The sequence below is a fragment of the Lentisphaera profundi genome, assembly GCF_028728065.1.
GTDB classification, from domain to species: domain Bacteria; phylum Verrucomicrobiota; class Lentisphaeria; order Lentisphaerales; family Lentisphaeraceae; genus Lentisphaera; species Lentisphaera profundi.
Map to the genome: position 1 here is coordinate 118,670 of NZ_CP117811.1, position 19,182 is coordinate 137,851.

At 41.1% G+C, this 19,182-nt stretch carries 16 protein-coding genes; 11 read left to right on the top strand and 5 right to left on the bottom strand.

The features are described from left to right. Window positions 1-51 precede the first annotated feature (51 nt). Both PQO03_RS00495 and PQO03_RS00500 read left to right on the top strand, forming a co-directional pair. A complete protein-coding gene (locus tag PQO03_RS00495) occupies window positions 52-648 on the top strand; it encodes an RNA polymerase sigma factor (RefSeq protein ID WP_274150508.1) in 597 nt (198 codons plus the stop codon). Next, on the top strand, window positions 648-2,786 hold the full coding sequence (locus PQO03_RS00500) for a serine/threonine-protein kinase (protein ID WP_274150509.1): 2,139 nt from the start codon (window positions 648-650) through the stop codon (window positions 2,784-2,786). Before PQO03_RS00495 ends, PQO03_RS00500 begins: the two co-directional genes overlap by 1 nt. 288 nt (window positions 2,787-3,074) lie before the next feature. Here PQO03_RS00500 and PQO03_RS00505 read toward each other — a convergent pair whose 3' ends face one another. After that, a complete protein-coding gene (locus PQO03_RS00505) occupies window positions 3,075-3,761 on the bottom strand; it encodes a type II secretion system protein (RefSeq protein ID WP_274150510.1) in 687 nt (228 codons plus the stop codon). A gap of 399 nt (window positions 3,762-4,160) precedes the next feature. On the opposite strand from PQO03_RS00505, the gene PQO03_RS00510 reads away from it, so the two are divergent. The 8 genes from PQO03_RS00510 (at window position 4,161) to PQO03_RS00545 (ending at window position 14,625) form a co-directional block, all read left to right on the top strand. After that, window positions 4,161-5,156: an AAA family ATPase gene (locus tag PQO03_RS00510; RefSeq protein WP_420792840.1), complete on the top strand. Its 996-nt coding sequence runs from the start codon at window positions 4,161-4,163 to the stop codon at window positions 5,154-5,156. A gap of 4 nt (window positions 5,157-5,160) precedes the next feature. Beyond that, on the top strand, window positions 5,161-6,027 hold the full coding sequence (locus tag PQO03_RS00515) for a DUF58 domain-containing protein (protein ID WP_274150512.1): 867 nt from the start codon (window positions 5,161-5,163) through the stop codon (window positions 6,025-6,027). Continuing rightward, window positions 6,024-6,782 (top strand): hypothetical protein, encoded by a 759-nt coding sequence (locus tag PQO03_RS00520; RefSeq protein ID WP_274150513.1) that lies wholly within the window; start codon window positions 6,024-6,026, stop codon window positions 6,780-6,782. The genes PQO03_RS00515 and PQO03_RS00520 overlap by 4 nt, the downstream gene beginning before the upstream one ends. Continuing rightward, on the top strand, window positions 6,779-7,702 hold the full coding sequence (locus tag PQO03_RS00525; RefSeq protein WP_274150514.1) for a vWA domain-containing protein: 924 nt from the start codon (window positions 6,779-6,781) through the stop codon (window positions 7,700-7,702). The genes PQO03_RS00520 and PQO03_RS00525 overlap by 4 nt, the downstream gene beginning before the upstream one ends. Further along, on the top strand, window positions 7,696-8,694 hold the full coding sequence (locus PQO03_RS00530; RefSeq protein WP_274150515.1) for a VWA domain-containing protein: 999 nt from the start codon (window positions 7,696-7,698) through the stop codon (window positions 8,692-8,694). The genes PQO03_RS00525 and PQO03_RS00530 overlap by 7 nt, the downstream gene beginning before the upstream one ends. Further along, entirely contained in the window at window positions 8,691-9,437 is a 747-nt protein-coding gene (locus tag PQO03_RS00535) for a hypothetical protein (RefSeq protein WP_274150516.1), read from the top strand. Before PQO03_RS00530 ends, PQO03_RS00535 begins: the two co-directional genes overlap by 4 nt. A gap of 21 nt (window positions 9,438-9,458) precedes the next feature. Next, window positions 9,459-13,139 (top strand): thioredoxin family protein, encoded by a 3,681-nt coding sequence (locus PQO03_RS00540; RefSeq protein ID WP_274150517.1) that lies wholly within the window; start codon window positions 9,459-9,461, stop codon window positions 13,137-13,139. A 79-nt stretch (window positions 13,140-13,218) separates the two neighbouring features. Next, complete coding sequence (locus tag PQO03_RS00545; RefSeq protein WP_274150518.1) at window positions 13,219-14,625, top strand: sulfatase; 1,407 nt, start codon at window positions 13,219-13,221, stop codon at window positions 14,623-14,625. 6 nt (window positions 14,626-14,631) lie between these two features. Here PQO03_RS00545 and PQO03_RS00550 read toward each other — a convergent pair whose 3' ends face one another. The 3 genes from PQO03_RS00550 to PQO03_RS00560 are packed head-to-tail and all read right to left on the bottom strand — an operon-like array spanning window position 14,632 to window position 18,139. Then, the gene (locus PQO03_RS00550) at window positions 14,632-15,021 is read right to left on the bottom strand and encodes a YbaN family protein (RefSeq protein WP_274150519.1); all 390 of its coding nucleotides are present in this window, start codon (window positions 15,019-15,021) and stop codon (window positions 14,632-14,634) included. Continuing rightward, window positions 15,018-16,784, bottom strand: a complete 1,767-nt coding sequence (locus tag PQO03_RS00555) for a trypsin-like peptidase domain-containing protein (protein ID WP_274150520.1) — start codon at window positions 16,782-16,784, stop codon at window positions 15,018-15,020. Before PQO03_RS00555 ends, PQO03_RS00550 begins: the two co-directional genes overlap by 4 nt. After that, the gene (locus PQO03_RS00560; protein WP_274150521.1) at window positions 16,781-18,139 is read right to left on the bottom strand and encodes a PDZ domain-containing protein; all 1,359 of its coding nucleotides are present in this window, start codon (window positions 18,137-18,139) and stop codon (window positions 16,781-16,783) included. Before PQO03_RS00560 ends, PQO03_RS00555 begins: the two co-directional genes overlap by 4 nt. A 78-nt stretch (window positions 18,140-18,217) precedes the next feature. On the opposite strand from PQO03_RS00560, the gene PQO03_RS00565 reads away from it, so the two are divergent. Continuing rightward, window positions 18,218-18,694, top strand: coding sequence for a thermonuclease family protein (locus tag PQO03_RS00565; protein WP_274150522.1), 477 nt, complete (start codon window positions 18,218-18,220; stop codon window positions 18,692-18,694). Here the strand turns inward: PQO03_RS00565 and PQO03_RS00570 are convergent. Next, window positions 18,691-19,182, bottom strand: a complete 492-nt coding sequence (locus PQO03_RS00570; protein ID WP_274150523.1) for a hypothetical protein — start codon at window positions 19,180-19,182, stop codon at window positions 18,691-18,693. The two genes, PQO03_RS00565 and PQO03_RS00570, sit on opposite strands and share 4 nt — an antisense overlap.

Here is a 19,182-nt window from a genome sequence, read left to right on the forward strand (position 1 = left end):
TCTAAAGCTTGAAATTATGCTACTTGTCAAAACTTCGGAGTAAAGAATATCGTGAGTCAATTTCATCCAACCCGCCAGACTTTGATTGCCAAGATTCGCAACCAGCACGATGAAGGTGCTTGGGATGAATTCGTGAATTATTACCGGCCTTATATCTATACTGTTATTACACGTATGGGTTTGGGACATGATCTTGCTGAAGACTCAGTTCAAAAAGTTATTATGACGCTGTGGAAAAAGCTTCCTGATTTTGAATACATGCCAGATAAATGCAAGTTCCGCACATGGATGAATAATGTGACTCGCAAGGAAGTACTCAATGCTTTTCGTACGGCAGGACGTTATGATCGTCGTTTAGATAAGGCTTCGACTATGGAAGAATGGCAGCCTAATGATGAGATGCCCGATATTTATGTAATTGCCGAGGATGAATGGAAATTGCATGTATCTAAATTGGCTTGGGAAAATGTACAAAATGAATTTTCGGGCAAAGCGATGGACTGTTTTATGCTCTTTAGCCAAGGTAAAAACATTGAAGAAGTTTGTGAAGAATTAGATTTAAAAGCTAATAGTGCCTATGTCTTACGCAGTCGAGTGAGTGATAAATTGGCAAAAGAAATACGTCGTCTTGATCAGGAATTGAGTTGATGGCAGAAGGTCGAGTTCCGGATGATTTTCTGAAGAGCTTTTACGAAAAATCGATATTGGAAAAACCAGATCCACTTCAGGAATCTGAATTGATAAGTTCCCTAAAGGATATTCAAGAGCGCTATCTAGATAAGAGAGCGCTCGGAGAGGGAGGAATGAAGCTGATTGAATCTTTTGAGGATCAGGTTTCAGGTAGGCGTGTCGCTAAGGCTCGGATTAAAAATTGCCAATCAGCTGCGGATATTGATAATTTTATACGTGAAGCGCGATTAACAGCCATGTTAGAGCATCCAAATATTGTTCCTCTTTACGACATTGGACTCGGAGAAGATGGCTTTCCCTATTTTACCATGAAGCAATTGGGTGGAAAAAATCTCCAGCAAATCTTAGAAGAATACCGCGATAAAAAAGGGCGGCAAGATTTCACTTTAAATCGTCGTTTAGATATATTTCTGAAGATATGCGATGCGGTGGCATATGCCCATTCAATGGGGGTAGTTCACCTAGATATTAAGCCTGCCAATATTCAGATCAATGAATATGGTGAAGTCTTACTTTGTGACTGGGGCTTAGCTCGTGATCTCGACCGCAAAGGCGCCTGCGAAACTTTAGAACTAAGAAAAGAAGAGTTTGATTTATTACCGGAAGTACCCGTTTCTATAGATCAGCGTATTAAAGGGACGCCAGGTTTTATGGCGCCTGAGCAGATCGATAGTAAAAGCTTTGGCAAACGCTCGGTTCATACAGATGTTTACAGCCTAGGAGCGGTGCTGTACTCTTTACTTGTCTTGGAAGCACCTTTTGCAGGTGATTCGGTTAAAGATGCCATCATTCACACTTTGGTGGGGAAATTACTTCCACCGATGGAATTGAAACCGGATTTACGAGTTCCATCAGCACTCAATGCAGTCGTGCTCAAAGCTATGTCTCCAAGCAAGGAAAACCGTTATCAAAGTGCAGATGAGTTTGCGAACGAAATTCGCTCATGGCTAGGCGGTTTTGCGACCAGTGCAGAAGAAGCGGGCTTCGTACGCAATATGAGTTTGGTTTTTAAACGCCATAAAACGGAAGCTTTTTATAGCTTAGTCTTTCTTATTGTTGCGGTGCTGATCGCAGGTATTGCCTTTCAAAGGGTGAATCAAGAAAAAGAACGAGCACAACAATCGGAAGAATCAGAAAAAATGGCGAGGCAAAGAGTAGAGGATTCCGAACAAAAATTATCACTTACGGTAGATGATTTAGAATTAGAACGAGCGCGCAAAGAACAAATATCTCTGAAGGCATCAAACAATTTTTACTCAACGGCCATGAACTCCATTCGCAATGAACAATACACGCGAGCGATGACAATGATTGATGATATTTTAGCTCTTAATCCACTTAACCAAAAAGCTCTACTGGAGAAAGGTCGCTTGCTTATAGGACAGTTGCGTTTTCATGAAGCCGTAATCACCTTAAAGAAGTATCAGAAGCAAAAGGCGATACTACCTTTGATGGATTTTGCTAAAAAATATCGTCTCATTAAACCTGAAAATGGACTCTTGGAAATCGATATTTTTTTAATATTTTTGAATGATGTCAAGGAAGTGCCGATTAAATTTAATTGGCACATACATAAAATGGTGATTAAGTGGGTGACAAATAACTACCCGCTCGAGATGCGTATAGAATTAGCTCGGCGTATTATATCTGCTGATGGACGTCATAGGTTTATTGTCAAGAATGTAGATCAGGGATATACACTAGATATAAGTGACCATGAAGGGCTTCAGGATATAGCGATACTATCTAATTTACCTCTGCTAGAACTGGATATGAGTAAGACAGCGGTACGCGATTTATCAGCCTTAAGGGGAATGCAACTGAATGTATTAAATTTAAGTGATACGTATGTTTCTGAACTATCTTCTTTGAAAAAAGCTGACTTGGAGGAACTCGATTTACGGGGCTCACATGTGACTAAAATTAATGACTTAAATTTAAAACGTTTAAAGCTCATTTATTTAAACGAATTTATTGTGAGCCTGTCACCTTTGGCCTCCGCGCTAGCACTCGAGGAAATATATTTACCAAAAGCTTATGATAATGAAGGGCAGCTTAAGCATATACCTGAAACGGTAAAAATTATTCGCTACTGAGTGTGACGGTAGGTTTTATTTAATTGCTCTCTCCCTTTTGGCGACAAATAATGGGTGTTCAGATCAGTGCTTGAAAACAGGCCCGCTTCGGCAGGATGAATCCTGTACTACATACCATATATCAATGACGTTTAGAAACCAAAAATCAGCCTATAAACTCAGTGTATCCTGTGTGATACTTGCTTTTGTTTTACGGCTTCCACAATAAGTGAGAAAGAATCTTTGTTTCCAGTCAATCAGTACAGGCGATAGGTATTGGCGTAATCGTGTAAATCATGTAAATGGTAGTTACCAGCTGTGATCGGATATCCACCATTTTTCATTTTCGTTGTTGGTGAGAGGGGCGGATTGTTCTTTGTTGACATGGCCGTCGGAAAAGAGAGCGTTAATGAATCCCTGATGGCGATCACCTACGTTTTGAAATCTGAACCACGTATGGCCAGCACTATTCATAGTATCTGAGGCGTCGCCTTCGAGCATTGACTTTGAAGGATTTAGTATTTCGGAGGTTTGTTTTGGACCCCATTGATGTCCTGTGTTGTCACTGGCGCGATAGCCCATGTAGCGCCAGTTGTAGCTGTAACCTGCAAAAGCTGGATATTCAATTCCTCCATTGTTGTTGCCTTCGAGTATCGGCTCATCAAAGATGGTTCCCCTAAGGTCCGTGAGCTCAAGTGTCGTTGGATGGAGAGTTATTCCAGTATAGGGTTGAGTGTAGAACATAGTACCCGAATCTGTGCCCTTCAAACTTAGGCCAATTACGCCTGAATCCACAAGAGAGCCTGGGGGCAAGAAGTCATTGTTATCGAGGGGATACAAGAACAGGGCGAGACCGATTTGTTTGAGATTGGATTTACAGACCGATTCTTTTGCGGTTCGTCTTGCCTTGGAAAGCGAGGGGATGAGTAGCGACGCGAGTATTCCTATGATCGCAAAGACGACTAATATCTCGATGAGGGTGAATTTCTTTTTCATAGTTGAGACTCCATGTTTGGTGATGAAAGTGTATAAGTATAGCGCCGTTAAAGCAAGTCTATTTATATAAAAAACACAATTAAATAATGTTACTAATCATCTTACTTATTAGTTAACTTATTTGTAAAAAGTACTTAATAAATGTTAGTTAAATTTTAGTGATGTATATTATATACATAATAATACAATTATAATTAAGCCTAAAGAGTCTGGCTTATTAGTCTTAGCGACTGAGGATAAAATTTTGCCTAGCGCTTCATTTCCTTGGGAACGGGGCAAAAATTAGGGAGCTTTAAACAAAAGACTGCTGGCTCGATGAGCTTGAGGCTTGAAAAGAACTCGCTTGAAGTACCTATTAGTTAATAGACTTTCCACGGCTAAGTACGTGGTTGAATTTAAATGACGGAGTGTGTTTTGAGTGATAAGTCACAAGCTATAGATTTTATACATAAAGTTCGCAGTCAGGTAGGGAAAGTTGTCATCGGTCAGGATGAGGTAGTCGAACGGGTACTGATTGCCTTGTTTACTGGGGGGCATTTATTGCTTGAAGGTCTACCGGGCCTAGCAAAAACACTGCTCGTCAATACCGTAGCAAAAGCGGTAGATTTGCAATTTAGTCGAGTTCAATTCACGATTGATATGCTGCCTTCAGATATTTTGGGAAGTGAAATTTTGGATCAAGCGAAAGGCAGTTTCTACGTTAATAAAGGTCCTGTTTTCACCAATTTATTATTAGCAGATGAAATCAATCGTGCCGCACCGAAAGTACAGGGCGCGCTGCTAGAATGTATGCAGGAGCGCAAAGTAACTATCGGTAAAGAGACTTTTACATTACCCTCGCCTTTCGTGGTGATTGCCACCCAGAATCCGGTGGAGCAGAGCGGTACATTTGAGCTCCCAGAAGCTCAGTTGGATCGCTTTATGATGATGCATCGTTTAGGCTATCCAGATGAACAGGACGAATTTAAGATTCTTACACAACAGCTCGGCCTTGGCTTGAGTAAAAATGAGGAAGGGGGTGCGGTTCCTCAGAGTGCTTTTGACTTGATTGAAGATAAATCAGTAGGTGGACTAGCGGATTTAGTGGGAGTGATGGAAATGATTCAAGCGGTACATGTCAGTGATATATTCACTCAGCATTGCCTACAATTAGTTCGAAAAACACGCGAGAATCCCTTAATCGAAATGGGAGCCAGCCCCCGTGCAGGCTTAGCTTTGGTGCAAGCGGCGCGAGCACGAGCCTTCATTCACGGGCGCGACTATGTGGTTCCCGAAGATCTTTTTGTCTTAGCTGAAGATATAATTTTGCATAGGATTCGTCTGACTTACGAAGCTTTAGCAGAAGGACATAGTGCTAAAGAAGTCTTACAAGAAAGTCTCAATCAGCTAGGTTGATTCATTGGATTCATCCCCACATGTGAATGACCATATTGATGAAAAACAATTTTCTCTAGCCGTCAAACGCCTAGCAGATAGTTTGTCTTATGGTACAGATATTTCCCCCTTTTTAGGTGGGGGGATTGATTTCGTGCAGTCACGACAATATATGCCAGGGGACTCGGTAAAATCAATTGATTGGCGGGTGACAGCACGAACGGGCAAAGTTTTTGTGAAAGAATACGAAGCCCCAAAACAAATGCCGATTTATATAGTGATGGATACTTCCGCATCGATGTGTGTGAGCTCCCTGAAAATGAGTAAATATGCTTGGGCAGTACAAATCGCGACGAGTTTGGCTTTGGTAGCTCAAAATCGCATGAGTCCAGTAGGTTTAATGGGCTGTGGTAGTCGAGAGCGAACGCTGCATTACCAGCCAAGTGTATCGAAAAATATTGTTATGCAATGGGCGAACGATTTACGCTATTATGATTTAGCAGAAAGGACTTCGCTAGGAGAAACACTTAGGGGGCTATTGCCTTCTTTAAAAAGTAAAAGCGTGGTGGTCGTGATTTCAGACCTACACGACGCAGATGCTATCTCAGCTCTTAAGTTGGTTCAACAAGGGCATGATTGCATGGTTCTTTTGATGCGTGATCCTGCCGAAGAAGGGCATCTTGGTGGCGGGATTTTTCGAGCGCAAGAAGCAGAGTCAGGCGCGGGCTTTACGAGTCATGGCAAAAAAAACTGGTTTGCAGGGGAGAATTATATAAGTGTTTTAAAGCGGGCGGGCATAGATAACTTACTCTTGAGAACAGATGAGCCGATGATGTCTAAGTTACGTCATTTCTTAAAGCATCGAGATGCCTTGGGGAAAAGTCGCTTATGAAATTGATTCTGCTCTTAAGTTTATTTTTACTCCCTTCATCTTATGCACTTGAAGTGGGGCTAGCTCACCCACAAAAAATTATCTTGCCAAGTGCTGACTGGCAAGTAAAAAGATTTACAGAAGGGAGCGATCTCGAAGTGCGCTTAGTCTCTATCATAGAACTGGGAGGAGAATACGAATATTCTTTAGAGCTTATTGCCAATAAAGAGGGCAAGTATAATCTCTTAGATTTTTTGCGAGATGCGCAAAGCCAAAAAGCGAGTGAAATCAAAGCCTTGTGGCTTAAGTTTGATAGTGAAATTCTAGCGGACTTTGATGGCGAACTTATCGGCTATGAGCAAAATATAATTGAACTAAAACCTTGGTATCAGTCATTTAATAAAGGACTGATAATTATATGGGCTCTAGCTTTATGCGGCATTATTTTCATTAGAAAAAGAAAGCCTGAAGTTGAATTAATAGAAGAAACTAAGCTGACCTTAGGAGAATATCTCCTCTCTAAATTAGAGCTATTGAATCAAGGGAAATCCAATAAGGAACTTTGGCAAGAAGTGGAATTGGCTTGTATTCAGTTTTGTCGTGAACGTTTAGCGTTAAAGGACCTATCTGGAGAGGAGCTTTTCGACGCTTTAAAAAAGGACGCTGAAGTGGCTCCACTGATCCTGACTTTGGAAAAATCTTTACATGGTCAAGAAAAAGTAAATCAACAAAGCTTAGTGAATCAAATCCGTCAATTCACGGAGAAAGAGCTGTGAATTTCGAGGCACTACATTTTTCATTGAGTAGCTGGTTTTTATTAGGTTTTATTCCCTTATTACTGCTCTTTCATGTGTGCTTAACGAAAGGCCACTCGATTATATTGCCAATGGATGGTAGCCAAGTAAAGAGTCAGAAGTGGCTCCTCATTTTATGTAATAGTGCCGGCATGCTACCAGCGCTCGTCTTAGTTATTGCAATCTTTCTCTTAGCAGGCCCCAAAATCAAGGGTAAACCCGAAGATGAAAAAATAATTTCGAATATTCAAATTTGCTTAGATTCATCGGGTTCAATGCGCGCTAATTTTGGCGAGGAAAATCGTTATGAAGTCGCCATGGGCGCGGTCAAGAAATTCACGGAATATCGTCGCGGGGATGCTTTTGGTTTGACGGTATTTGGCTCGGAATACATCAATTGGGTACCGGTGACCAAAGATACATCAGCGATTGCTCTCGCAACGCCTTTTTTATCGCCAGATAAAATGAGCAAGTGGTTTGGAGGAACGAATATTGCCAAGGCTTTGAAGGGTTGTCAACAACAGCTCATGCAACAAGAGGAGGGAGATCGTATGATTATTCTCGTTTCTGATGGTATCAGTAATAATCCTCAGGCAACGAATGATATGGCTCAAGAGCTGCGCAATAATGATATAGTTGTTTACTGCATTCATATCGGCAATGGTATGAGTAGCAATGAAATGACGAGTTTAGCGGGGATAACTGGAGGCCAGGTTTTTGGTGTAGATAATCCCAAAGCACTCGAGGAAACATTTCGGTTTATCGATGCTATGGAAAAGGCCAAGTTTATAAAAAAAGAAGCGAAAGAAGAAGATTATTATCAACCTTTTTCAGTGGCGGGCCTAACTCTCTTGGGCATGTATATCTTAAGTCTCTTTGGATTGAGGTATAACCCATGGTAACATTATTTATTGCAGCGATGGCAGGCTGCCTTTGTTTAATGGCAGAGTTAGTCCATTTAAAGCGGATACAAAAATTATCAGCGATGGCTTTTGGCCCCGAAGGACGGGCGCGAAAGTGGACCCAGTTTGTGCCATTGATACGCTCAGTAGCAGTGGTCGCTATTTGTTGGGGTTTACTTATCCTGATGAATTATCAAGGGGACAATCAAGGAGAAAATTTACTAGAACAAGAAATCCCTAAAGATAAAGTTGAGCATGTTTTAATCATTTTAGATGTGTCGCCGAGTATGTATTTAAAAGATGCGGGGCTAGAAGGTGATATTCAGCGCAAAGTACGAGCGCGTGAGGTTTTAGAATCAATGATGGAGCGCATTCGTAAGCCTTATGTTAAGTATAGTGTGGTGGCGACATTTACCGATGCCTTGCCAGTGATTATTGATACCAGTGACAATAGTGTGATCAGCAATATTCTCGACCTACCCATGGATCAAGCCTTTACGCCTGGCAAAACCGATTTATTAAAGGGTATTCAAAAGGCTTTCGAAATCGCTAAATCCTGGAAAGCAAATTCATGTACCTGTTTATTGATTTCTGATGGTGATTTTACTTCAGAAATAGGAATGCCTGACGCTCCACCTGCAATCAAAGAATTTTTAGTGGCAGGAGTGGGGAGCTCCCAAGGTTTGTTTATTGATGGCCATCAATCACGACAGGATACTTTAAGTCTTAAGCGTTTAGCAAAACGCCTCAGAGGGAATTATCAGGATGTGAATCAAAAGCATTTGTCGTCTCAAGTATTGGGAGATTTAGCCGGTGAATCTGAGCAAGAAGCCCAAAGTTTTACTTTACGTGAATGGGCTTTGCTAAGTTGTTTCTTAGGGAGTTTTGTCTTGGCCTTTCTGCCCTATTGTTTAGTTCGTTTTTCCATCGATCACCACGCCCAGCGCAATAAGTTACGAGACTTAAAGGTCTTGGGGCTTGAACAGAAATGAGAAAGTATCTTTTATTTATTTGCTTAAGTTTACCCTTTATGTGGGCCTATTATTATTTTGGTGCAGGACAGGCTTACCTTATACATGATCAAGTGGCAGAACTGAAAATCAAGGGCGATGCACTAGCGGCCGCGGGGAGCTGGGAAGAGAGTTTAAAGGTTTACGATGAAGCCTTGAGTGCATTGGGAAAAACGGACTTGGATAAAGCAAAAGCCTCACTTCATTTAGCCAAATCAAGAGTGTATCTCAATAATCAGCAAATAGTGCAAGCAACGAAAGAACTTGAGTCCTTAATGGCAATGATTCATAACAAGGAATTGACTTTAACGACAAATGATCAAGAGAAAGTACGAGCGGCTCTAGCGCATAGCCTTTATTACACAGCATGGCACATGCGTTTAGAGGGTGTGGCTAAACAATTTTGGAAAAAAGATTTAGAAAGCGCCAGGCAACACTTTCGCCTCTTAGCGGAATCAAAACGAGAGAATCAAAGCTTAAAGTATAATTTACAGGCAAGTATTGCCTTTGGTTTAATGGATAGAGAAGCTTTAAAACTAGAGCCCTTACCAGAAACTGATTCGGGCCGTGGCTCACAGGGAGTCGGCGCAGGTCGCGGAGCTGTTGGCCAGCAAGCCGGACAAGGGCAAGGCGAAGGCGAAGGAGAGGGTTTAGGTCAAGGCGAAGGTGAGCAAGATGCTCGCGGATCGGGATTAGGTGAAAGACCTGAGGGAACAGGATCATAATTTTATTATTAAGGAGTTATTATGCATAAATTATTTTTAGGGATCATATTTTTTAGCTGGCAGTTATTTGCTTCAGAGGCTTTAACTGATGGTGCGCAAGCAGGACGTTGGACGATGGATTATACGGCGGCGAAGAAGTACGCCAAAGACAATAAGAAGTTTTTGTTTATTAACTTCACTGGTAGTGATTGGTGTGGTTGGTGCAAATTGATGGATAAATCTGTTTTTTCGGATCCTACTTGGGGAGAATTCGCAAAAAAAGAATTGAGTTTAGTTTATGTTGATTTTCCTAAGGCAAGTCATTTGGTTCCCGCCAAGTTTTTGACTCAAAATGATGAGCTCAAAAAACAATATCAGGTAAAAGGCTATCCGACTTATATAGTTCTGAGTCCCGACGGACAACAGCTTCTTGGCCGTTTAGGAGCCGAGCGAAATGTGACCGCAGCAGGGTTTATTGATAAGCTCAAAACCTTACTCCCTAGTGCGAATACAGAATTGCCCAAGTTTGAATTAATCTCTCACCAGAGTGAAGTCATAGAAGATATGAATTTGAAGCTCCGAGAGTTTGCCAAAGGCGATGGCTTTACAAAAAAAGTGGTCTATGAGGATACCTATAATAAACTGGTGGAGCTCTTGAAAAAAGATCCCGTTTTATTTAGTACTTTAGATCCGGATGGTTTTGTAGAAATCATGTTTTATCGAGATCTCAGTCAAATGAAAAAATTGATTGATCTAGTTAAGCAAAGTGTCAATGCAGGGACACCAGAAGATAGCCTCTATAGACTCATTGATAAAAAGGCGAAAGTAGATGGTGAGAACTTAAGTAAAGTCTTTTTATACATGACTTTTTATTCGAATTTTGGTCAGCGTGAGAAGGCAATGCAGCAGCTACCTGATATGACTTTACTGAAGCAGATTACGAGTTTAGAAAAGGCAAAGCCATGGATTGCACTACTCAAATCAATCAATAGTAAAAGTTACCTAGAGCTTTGTTTTGCCTTGCAAAAAAAGAAGCTTCCGAGTGCGGATAAAATTTTTCTGGTGAATAGTATTGCCGATCATTGTGTTTCAGCAGACGCAGACTTTATGGATCAATGGTTTGAGAATGTATTAGCTCAAGAAGACTTGACCATCGCCTTGAAAAGCAATTTTGATAAAAAGCTTGTGAGTCTCCAAAAATCGAAAAACTTTGTTCAAAGAGCGATTGATTTAGCGAGTAGTATGAGAGTGATTAATCAGTTGTCTGAAGTTGCAGTTGATACCGGGATTTCGCGAGCTGCTTTGCGTCATTGGCAATTCGAATATGCCTACACTTTGATTGAGCAAAAGAAAGACAAAACCACAGCAAGCAAGAGTAGATCAAATGCTAAGCGTACACCGAAGTATGTGGCCTTTCAGCTTCTGGCACGCAATGCTCCTTCTCCAAAAACCTTAAGTGGGCTCAGTTTTGCCGAGCAGGAATTATTTGCATTTCAGCAGGCAGTAGCAGAATTGAAACAAGGCACCTATTCGGAGTTTTCCTTTGATCGATTATTAAGTTTTAAAGATCAATACCCTCAAACAATTGGGCGCTTCTGTAATGAGATATTCGACCAATGGGCGCGCTTAGTTAACCCCAATAGAAATTCTTTTTCACGGACAATACAGGCTCGCGGGCAGACCTTTAGGACTGAGCCAAAGAATATTCCTCTAACGCGTTTACGCCAAAAGAAAAATCTCCAGAATTGCCAGGCGATGTTTCGTAAAGTTTACGAAGCAGGAATACAGACGGATCCCTCTTCTCAAGTGCGGGCATTTATTGCCTGTTTTAGCCAAGCAGAAGTGATTAGTGAAGATGATGTACGATTAGTATTTGGTGATTTAAAGCAATTAAATGACGAAATATTATTAGTGTTGACCAAGCATTTGATGGCCTTGGTTCAAAGAGATTGGGTCGATGATAAAAACCGTCGCAGGATACAAACTCAGTATCAAACGAATCGCAGTGAAGAAGAGGCCCAAAAAGAAGCTCTCAGCGCTTATCAAGCAGTGATTAATCTGCTCACGGATCGCTTGAGAATTAGTGATGACAATATTGAATTAACAGTCAACTTAGCCTCGGCACTCTATGATTTTGCGGAGTACAAAAATAATAATAAGCTATGCACCCTTGAAGAATATGTAGCTCTGCGGAATCAAGCTTTTACACGTTTCAGAGATTGCGCCAAGCTTTATGAATCCTTGCTCGAATCGCGGAAAGCAGAGTATACAATAAGTCCTTTTAGTAATTGGTTTAGTGTGATTTTAGGCGCGAGTAATTTACCAAGCTTAGAGATGAGTGCCACAGTTTCGGATGTCTACCTTGATGATTTACGTGAACAATTATACGGCATGGATCCACAATGGCGTGATCGCCACATTAGTATGCTTGGTGAATGGTTGACAAAAACATGGCCGAATCTACAACCGCACGTAAAACTTCCCTTCATGTCAGCCGCTAAGCGTATTATGGGGGATCACTCATCCATTAAAAGTATTGAAGATCAATTGAGTTTATACGAAGATTTACTGAGCGAAGTTAAACTATCGGCGAAGCTAGATGGTTCGAGCTCAGTGGGACATGTCAATGAATTTGGTGTATTCTTAAGTCTTCAGCATAGTAAAGAACTCAATCGCGAAGCAGGTGGTTTTGATAAATATGCTATGGGTGCAGTCAATATTAATGGACGACGCGTGATTAATTATCGTCAAAAATTTACCGATCAAATCAATAAAGCTCTGAAAGATAAATTTGATTTGGGAAGTATTACTTGGATTACGGATCGTCCTAAGCCAATGGGCTTGGCGCGTAAACATTGGCAAGAAACTCCCTTGGCTTACTTAAGCTTACGAGCCAAAGATGCTGCTATTGATAAATTGCCAGAGATTATTATTGAAATGGATTTCAATGATGGTCAAGGGCAAGTCGTGCTCCCCGTAAGATCAAATGTGGTACTGATTTCAAGTCAATCAAAAGAATATCAAATACGACCGTATAAGAACGCTAAATTAGAAATGGTTTTAGATAGTCGTGGTGCAAGTGATGGCAAAGTTTCTTTAGATCTACAAATGACGGGAGAGGGCCTACTGCCTGATCTCAGTAAATTATTAAAAGTTCCAGCGAGCTATAAATTAAAATTAAAAGATGAACAAGCCGAGCCGATAGTAAGTAAATTTGAGCAAAAGCATGGTGGCGTGCTGGTTTCTTCTGAATTATCTATTGAGGTACCGGTAGAATGGCAAGGTGAATTAGCGAGTTTTGAATTCCCGACCTTAGAAGTAAAAGATGTACTAGTGGAATATAAAAAATACCAAGATGCAGATATTGTGCCGGCCGATAAAGTCGAATACTTAAAGGCAAAAGCAGCACGATCGCCGGTATTCTATATTATGACTACACTGTGTGCTCTATTGATTGGCCTAGCCTTAGTGAAACTATTTAAAGCGAGTTCCATTGAAGCCCCTGAAGTTCGTCAACTAGACTTTGACCTTCCGAAAAATATAAGTGCCGTCTCAGTAAGCGCCTACCTCAAACAGATTCAAAAATCATCTCATGAATTAGCGAAAGATCCCGAGTTAGAGCATGATATAAACTTGATTGACGAAAGTTATTTTGCAAAAACCAGTACACAATTAGAGCCTCAACTCGAAACTTTACTAAAGAAATGGGAAGCACGACTTTAAAAAGCTATTGAGGAAAACTTTATTTTTGTGTTTTATAGTGTATATATACTAACTTTAAATATAAAAAAATAGTGTTTTTATGAAAATTTATTTATATCTCCTTATTTTGATGAGCCTCTATCTTTCTGCTCAAGATAAGCCAAATGTTCTTTTTATTATTTCCGATGATTTATGTGCCACTGCAATTGGAGCCTATGGTAACAAAGTTTGTAAAACTCCCAATATTGATCGCTTGGCCAATGAGGGGACTCTATTTAAAAAAGCTTATTGCCAAGCCACCTATTGTGGTCCTTCTCGTGCATCATTCATGTCGGGTTACTACCCCGATGCAACAGGAGTATTTGGCTATGTGAGTGGACGCAAAGCAATTGGTGATCGTGAGACCTGGACTGAGTATTTTAAAAATCAGGGCTACCATACGACGCGGGTGAGTAAGATTTTTCATATGCCAGTACCCAAAGGGATTGAGTTGGGTAATGATGGCTCCGATGATGCTCGCTCATGGTCTGAAAAGTATAACAGCCAAGGCCCAGAATGGAAAGCGCCGGGCTTGGGAGAGACATTAGAAGGCAATTCCGATGGCAAACGGCCCGTAGTGGGTGGCAATACTTTTGTACGTGTCGAAGCAGATGGGGATGATTTGGTACATTCGGATGGACGATCTGCTAAAAAAGCTTGCGAGTTGATAGAGCAATACAAAAACTTAGATAAGCCTTTCTTCTTGGGAATTGGTTTTGTTCGTCCTCACGTACCTTTTGTTGCCCCTAAAAAGTACTACAAAGACTATCCATGGCAGGAGATGCAACTTCCCGAAAAAGTGAAAGGCGATTGGGATGATATACCCACGAAAGGCATCAATTATAAAACGAGTAAGAATATGAAGATGTCGGTGGAGCAACAGAAAAAGGCAATCAGTGCTTATTATGCTTCAGTAACATTTATGGATGCTCAGGTGGGGAAAGTCCTTGATGCTTTGGAGAGATCAGGCCAAAGAGATAACACAATAGTCATTTTCACTAGTGACCATGGTTATCATTTAGGAGAGCATGATTTTTGGGCAAAAGTAAGCCTGAAAGAAGAGTCAGTAAAAGTTCCACTGATTATTTCATTGCCGAACAAAAAAAGTCAAAGTAGTGAATCATTAGTGGAACTCATTGATTTGTTCCCAACGACGGCGGCACTTTGTAGTTTAGATATTCCCGAGCGATTACAGGGCAAGAATATAAGTAAAATTTTGCGTGAACCGCAAGCGCAGCTGCGCAATTATGTATTCTCCGCTAACAATAAAGGCTGGTTGATCCAGGGTGAGCGTTGGTCATATATTAAATACAAAGGCAAGGCTCCAAACGAAGAACTCTTTGATCTAAAGAAAGATCCTCGGCAATACAAAAACCTCGTCAAAAACCCTGAGCACATACAGGCTTTAGAGAAGATGCGTTCTGCCTTTAAAAGCAAAATGGCGGAGATCAAAAAGAACGACCTCTAAGAGTGCTTATTTCTTCTTGGGCGCATCGGGTTCACGAAGGATGAACCAAGAGCCGTAGGCGCCTGAAGCAATGAGGATTAGCCGCAAATATATTTGGGGAAGTTGGGAAAAGCTAATAGTAAGAGCCGTCCACATGCAAACGATCGAAATGATCTTAATTTTTCTGGGGATTCCACGTCCCTCAAGGTAATCGCGAATAGGTGGACCAAAGCGCGGATGATTGAGGATTTTATTGTAGCGAGTCTCACAACTTTTTGAGAAGCAGAAAGCCGCTAGAATAAAAAAGGGAGTTGTAGGCAAGCCAGGTAGTGGAATGCCGATTAAGCCTAAGCCAATGCAAATAAAGCCCGCTCCTTTTAATAAATTGCGTAAGAAGGGACTTTTGACAATCTTCATTTTGCTTGGGAAGCCATAGCGCGGAAAGTAGCAATGAATTGACGCAGGGATTGGTTATCAAAGCCATTACTAGTGATGAGCTTGCCATCAATTTCATTGTCTTTTCCCGTATAAAATAAATCTGCTTTGAGGGCGATCTCAGATTTCTCTTTGTCCATGGTGAATTTTTTAGTTTTATAGAAATCGGGAGCGTAGATGAGCTGCACAGGAGCATTGCCGACGAGGCCTAGCAGAGTTTTGTCTTTTGCGGCTTTCGCTAAGAGGACTTTGATCCCAGGGATTTCATCTGTTTGTTGAGATGAGATAATGATCCCATCCCATTCTTTCTCAGTGATTTTTTGGTCAATCATTGAGGTGGAAGTGAGTTCAGCACCAGAGAGTTGAATGCGTCTCATGAGTTCCTGATGATATTCATCCTTATTGTGAATGAGGAGGATATTACGTTTTTTTAATGGGTAATGAACACGGAGGGGGATGGTGTATTTATCGTTGCCACGCTGAACTTTAAAAATTAAAAATTTTGTTTGAGCAATGAGTTTTGCATCCACAAGAGTTTTGAAATCTTGATCATCAGTGATTTTTTTACCATTGAGTGCGTAAATGAAATCGTTAGCATATAAGCCCGCTTTAGCCGCAGTTTTGTTTTTGCTCAAGCCAGCAATGCGGACGCCATTCATATTGGGAAAATTGTAGATGTATTGAACATACTGAGTGACGCGTTGAACGGCCATGCCTACTTCGGGATAATTAATTTCTAAGAGTTCTCCAATCTGATAGCCACTTGCAGGCATGGGATCATCTTCTAGTAATTTACACTTGAGCAAAACTTTTTTATAGGAACCATCTTTTTGGCGTCTTTGCACTGTGAGCTTCGTGGTATCACCCACTTTTTGAGTCACAAATTCCCAGTTGAAGTCAAAAAAGGCTTCTTCACTAGAGCCGTCAACTTTTTCTCCGTTCATGGCCACAATAATATCGGCAGCTTTAAAGCCCGCTTTTTCAGCAGGAGAACCAGGAGCAACAAAATCAATAAAGAGGCCACGTGGTGAATCGAGCACTCGTGCTAGTTCTTCAGTCATTGCTTTAGTGAAAATGAGGGGCGTCTCCGCACGTCGGAAATAACCATATTCCTTAAAGTGATTGACAAGAGTTTTGGCAAAGTTGATGGGGATAGAGAAGCCTAAACCCGAGCCACGCTTACCGTAAGTATTGATGCCAATGACTTCACCACTAACACTGAAGAGTGGGCCACCGCTATTACCGGGATTAATGGCCGCATCAGTTTGGATAACTTTAGTGAAAGTGCCCAGGCTTGTTTGAGCCGTATTAGAAATAATACCTTTAGTCAAAGTTCTTTTGAGTCCAAGAGGAGCTCCAAAAGCATAACATTCCTGACCAGTACGCGCCGTATTTGAATCGGCTAAAATCGCAGTGCTGAGTTTAGTTTTTGCATCTATTTTGATGAGTGCGACATCGGGATCCAGTGAAAAGCCAATGACCTGAGCTTGGTATTTAGATTCATCGTGAAGCACTACCGTAATTCTTTTTGCGACATCCTTGGGATTTTCGCGATCCATTAAAGAGATGACATGACCATTGGTCAAAATATAGCCATCTTCAGAGATGATAAAGCCACTCCCCCCAGCATTTTCATGTTGGATTGAGACGACACATGCGTCGACTTTATCGAACAGATCTTCGCCCTGGCTAAGGCCGAAAATGCTTTGTGTGAGAAGCAATAAGCAGAGTAATAATTTTTTCATTTGTCAGCCTTTTTAGTTTTTTGACCAATTGCAGTATTGAGTGATACAAATTTAGAGACACTGCCATCCAGTAATTTGATGAGGACTTCTTTCTTTTTACTCAAACGTATTTCGTTAATGATAGTACGAAGATCGTGGATGTTGGATATTTTGTTATGGTCAATTTCTAGAATAATATCACCGGGGGAAATCAGTGGGCGACCAAAATAAGTTGAGGTCGCGGCGGGGCTGCCCTTTTCTATAGAAGAAACTAAGACACCTGCTTTTTTATGTAGACGATAAGCATAAAAATCTAAGGGAGTGATATTATTAATCGTGAGTCCCAATTCATCGACAGAGATACTATCAGATTTGGGTCGCTTGACAAAGGTAATGGTCCCAGCAAGTTTCTTGCCATTGCGTTCAAAATTAATCTCACAGCTGCGGCCTATTTCAGCATCTAACCATTTACGAGCTTGAGATAAAATGGGGCGTCCTTTACGTGTAAAGGGTTTGTTATCAATAGCAGTAATAATATCGCCGGCCTGAAGGCCTGCTTTAGTTGCAGGCGATTCATCAATAACTCGTGTGACGAGAACTGAGCTCTGGCTTACGTTCATGGCTTCAGAAAAATCTTGATTGATGACTTTATAGGAAAAACCATCCCAAGGAAGGTCGGAGGGGTCATTGAGATCTTCACCTTTGGAAATTTTCTCTAAGAGATTCCGGCATCCTTTTTCAAAGCTATCAGTCATGATAACTCCATTGCCCACATAAAGGCCGACAATTTTACCCTCTAGGTTAAGGAGAGGCATGCCAACTGGGGCCATGCCTGCAGCACGGTGTGTGCTTAAGCCGTTTACATAGATAAGATCGCGATTACTTTCTAGTGTGCCTGCAACCGAACAAAGGTTGACAAGAGGTATATGGCCAAAATCGGGGTTTGTAGGAGTGAGTGCAATGAGGAATTCACCATTCTTTAGCAAAGTGGGGTCACCAAAAACGGCTGGGGAAAGTTTATCTACAGGAGCTTCGCCATCCAGTTTTAAAATAGTGAAGCCCTTTAGCTTATCAGAGTATAAATAGGAGGCTTTGTATTCTTGTTCATCAATCCAAACGCTACAGCTAACAAAGCGCTTTTGATCGAGATAGAGAGTCGCAAGATGGCCATTATCATCCATGAGTAAGCCCGTTATGGGGATGGCCTGAGTTTTACCTTTATTAATGTGGGTGATTTCCATATAGAGGAAACCCTTGTTGTTTTTTTCTGAGATCTCATTCACTGTTTGTTGGAGTTCAGTGAAAATACTGACGTCAATTTTTTTAGCTTGAAGATTAAACAGTAGTAACAAACAAGTTGTTAGGATTATTTTCATGTGCATTTCCCCTCATAGATTGAATTCCTTTAAGCTACCTTAACCTTATAAGAATTAAAGGAGAGGGAAAGGAATAAGATGCCATACATATTAATGATTTTTGCTTTTATCGCAATTTGTTCTGGAGATGAACAAAAACAAATATCTTTTTTAGCGAAGGCAGGATTTATCCCTGATGGGGATAGCATTTTTGTCAAAGGCGGGGCTTATGATGGTAAAGCATTGCGTCTCAAAGGAATAGATGCGCCAGAGCGTAGCCAGCCCTATTCAACAAAATCCAAGTTAGCACTCTTGAAGAAAGTGAATAAGCAGAAATTCAGAGTGTTGATACATGATAAAGATAAATACGATCGATTCTTAGTGACGATTTATATTGGAGAACGCAATATAAATAAGGAAATGGTTGAAGAGGGCTGGGCCTGGGCCTATCGCTACAAAGGCGTCACGGAGCTGTATGAAGCTGAAATGAAAAAAGCCCAGCAAAGAAAGCTGGGCTTGTGGAAGGAGCTTGAGCCAGAGGCACCCTGGGATTTTCGTCGAAAGAAAAAGAATTAACGAACGATTTTTTTAGGAGCTTTGGGTGGGAGGTATTTAAATTTATCTAAAATCAGGACGTGATCACCGAGTCCTTCACCACGATACATAATTTTTCCTTTGAACAAAACTTTATCCCCTCGTTTAAGTTTTTCAGCAATTTTCATATGTTCCTTACGACTACGCATGGTCAAATCTGAAATAACCCCTGAACCACCTGGGAGCGTTACTTTAATTTCGGGCTTCACCTCACCACCCTCGTTTAGAGGCGTAGTGGTAAGACTGAATTCTCCCGTCCAAGTGACAATGGTACCCTGAAAAAGCTTAAAGTTTTCCGCGGCGTTTAGATTTTGCTCACCACAGTATTTATGGTAGTTAACCCAACTTAGTCTTCTTTTTAAGGAGTCGGCTTGTCCAGCGCTTAATTTTGGGCTAGAAGCCTTTGTTTTCTTCTCTCCACAAGAGCATAAAAGCATCATGGAAATGAGTAAAATGAGTAATTTTTTCAT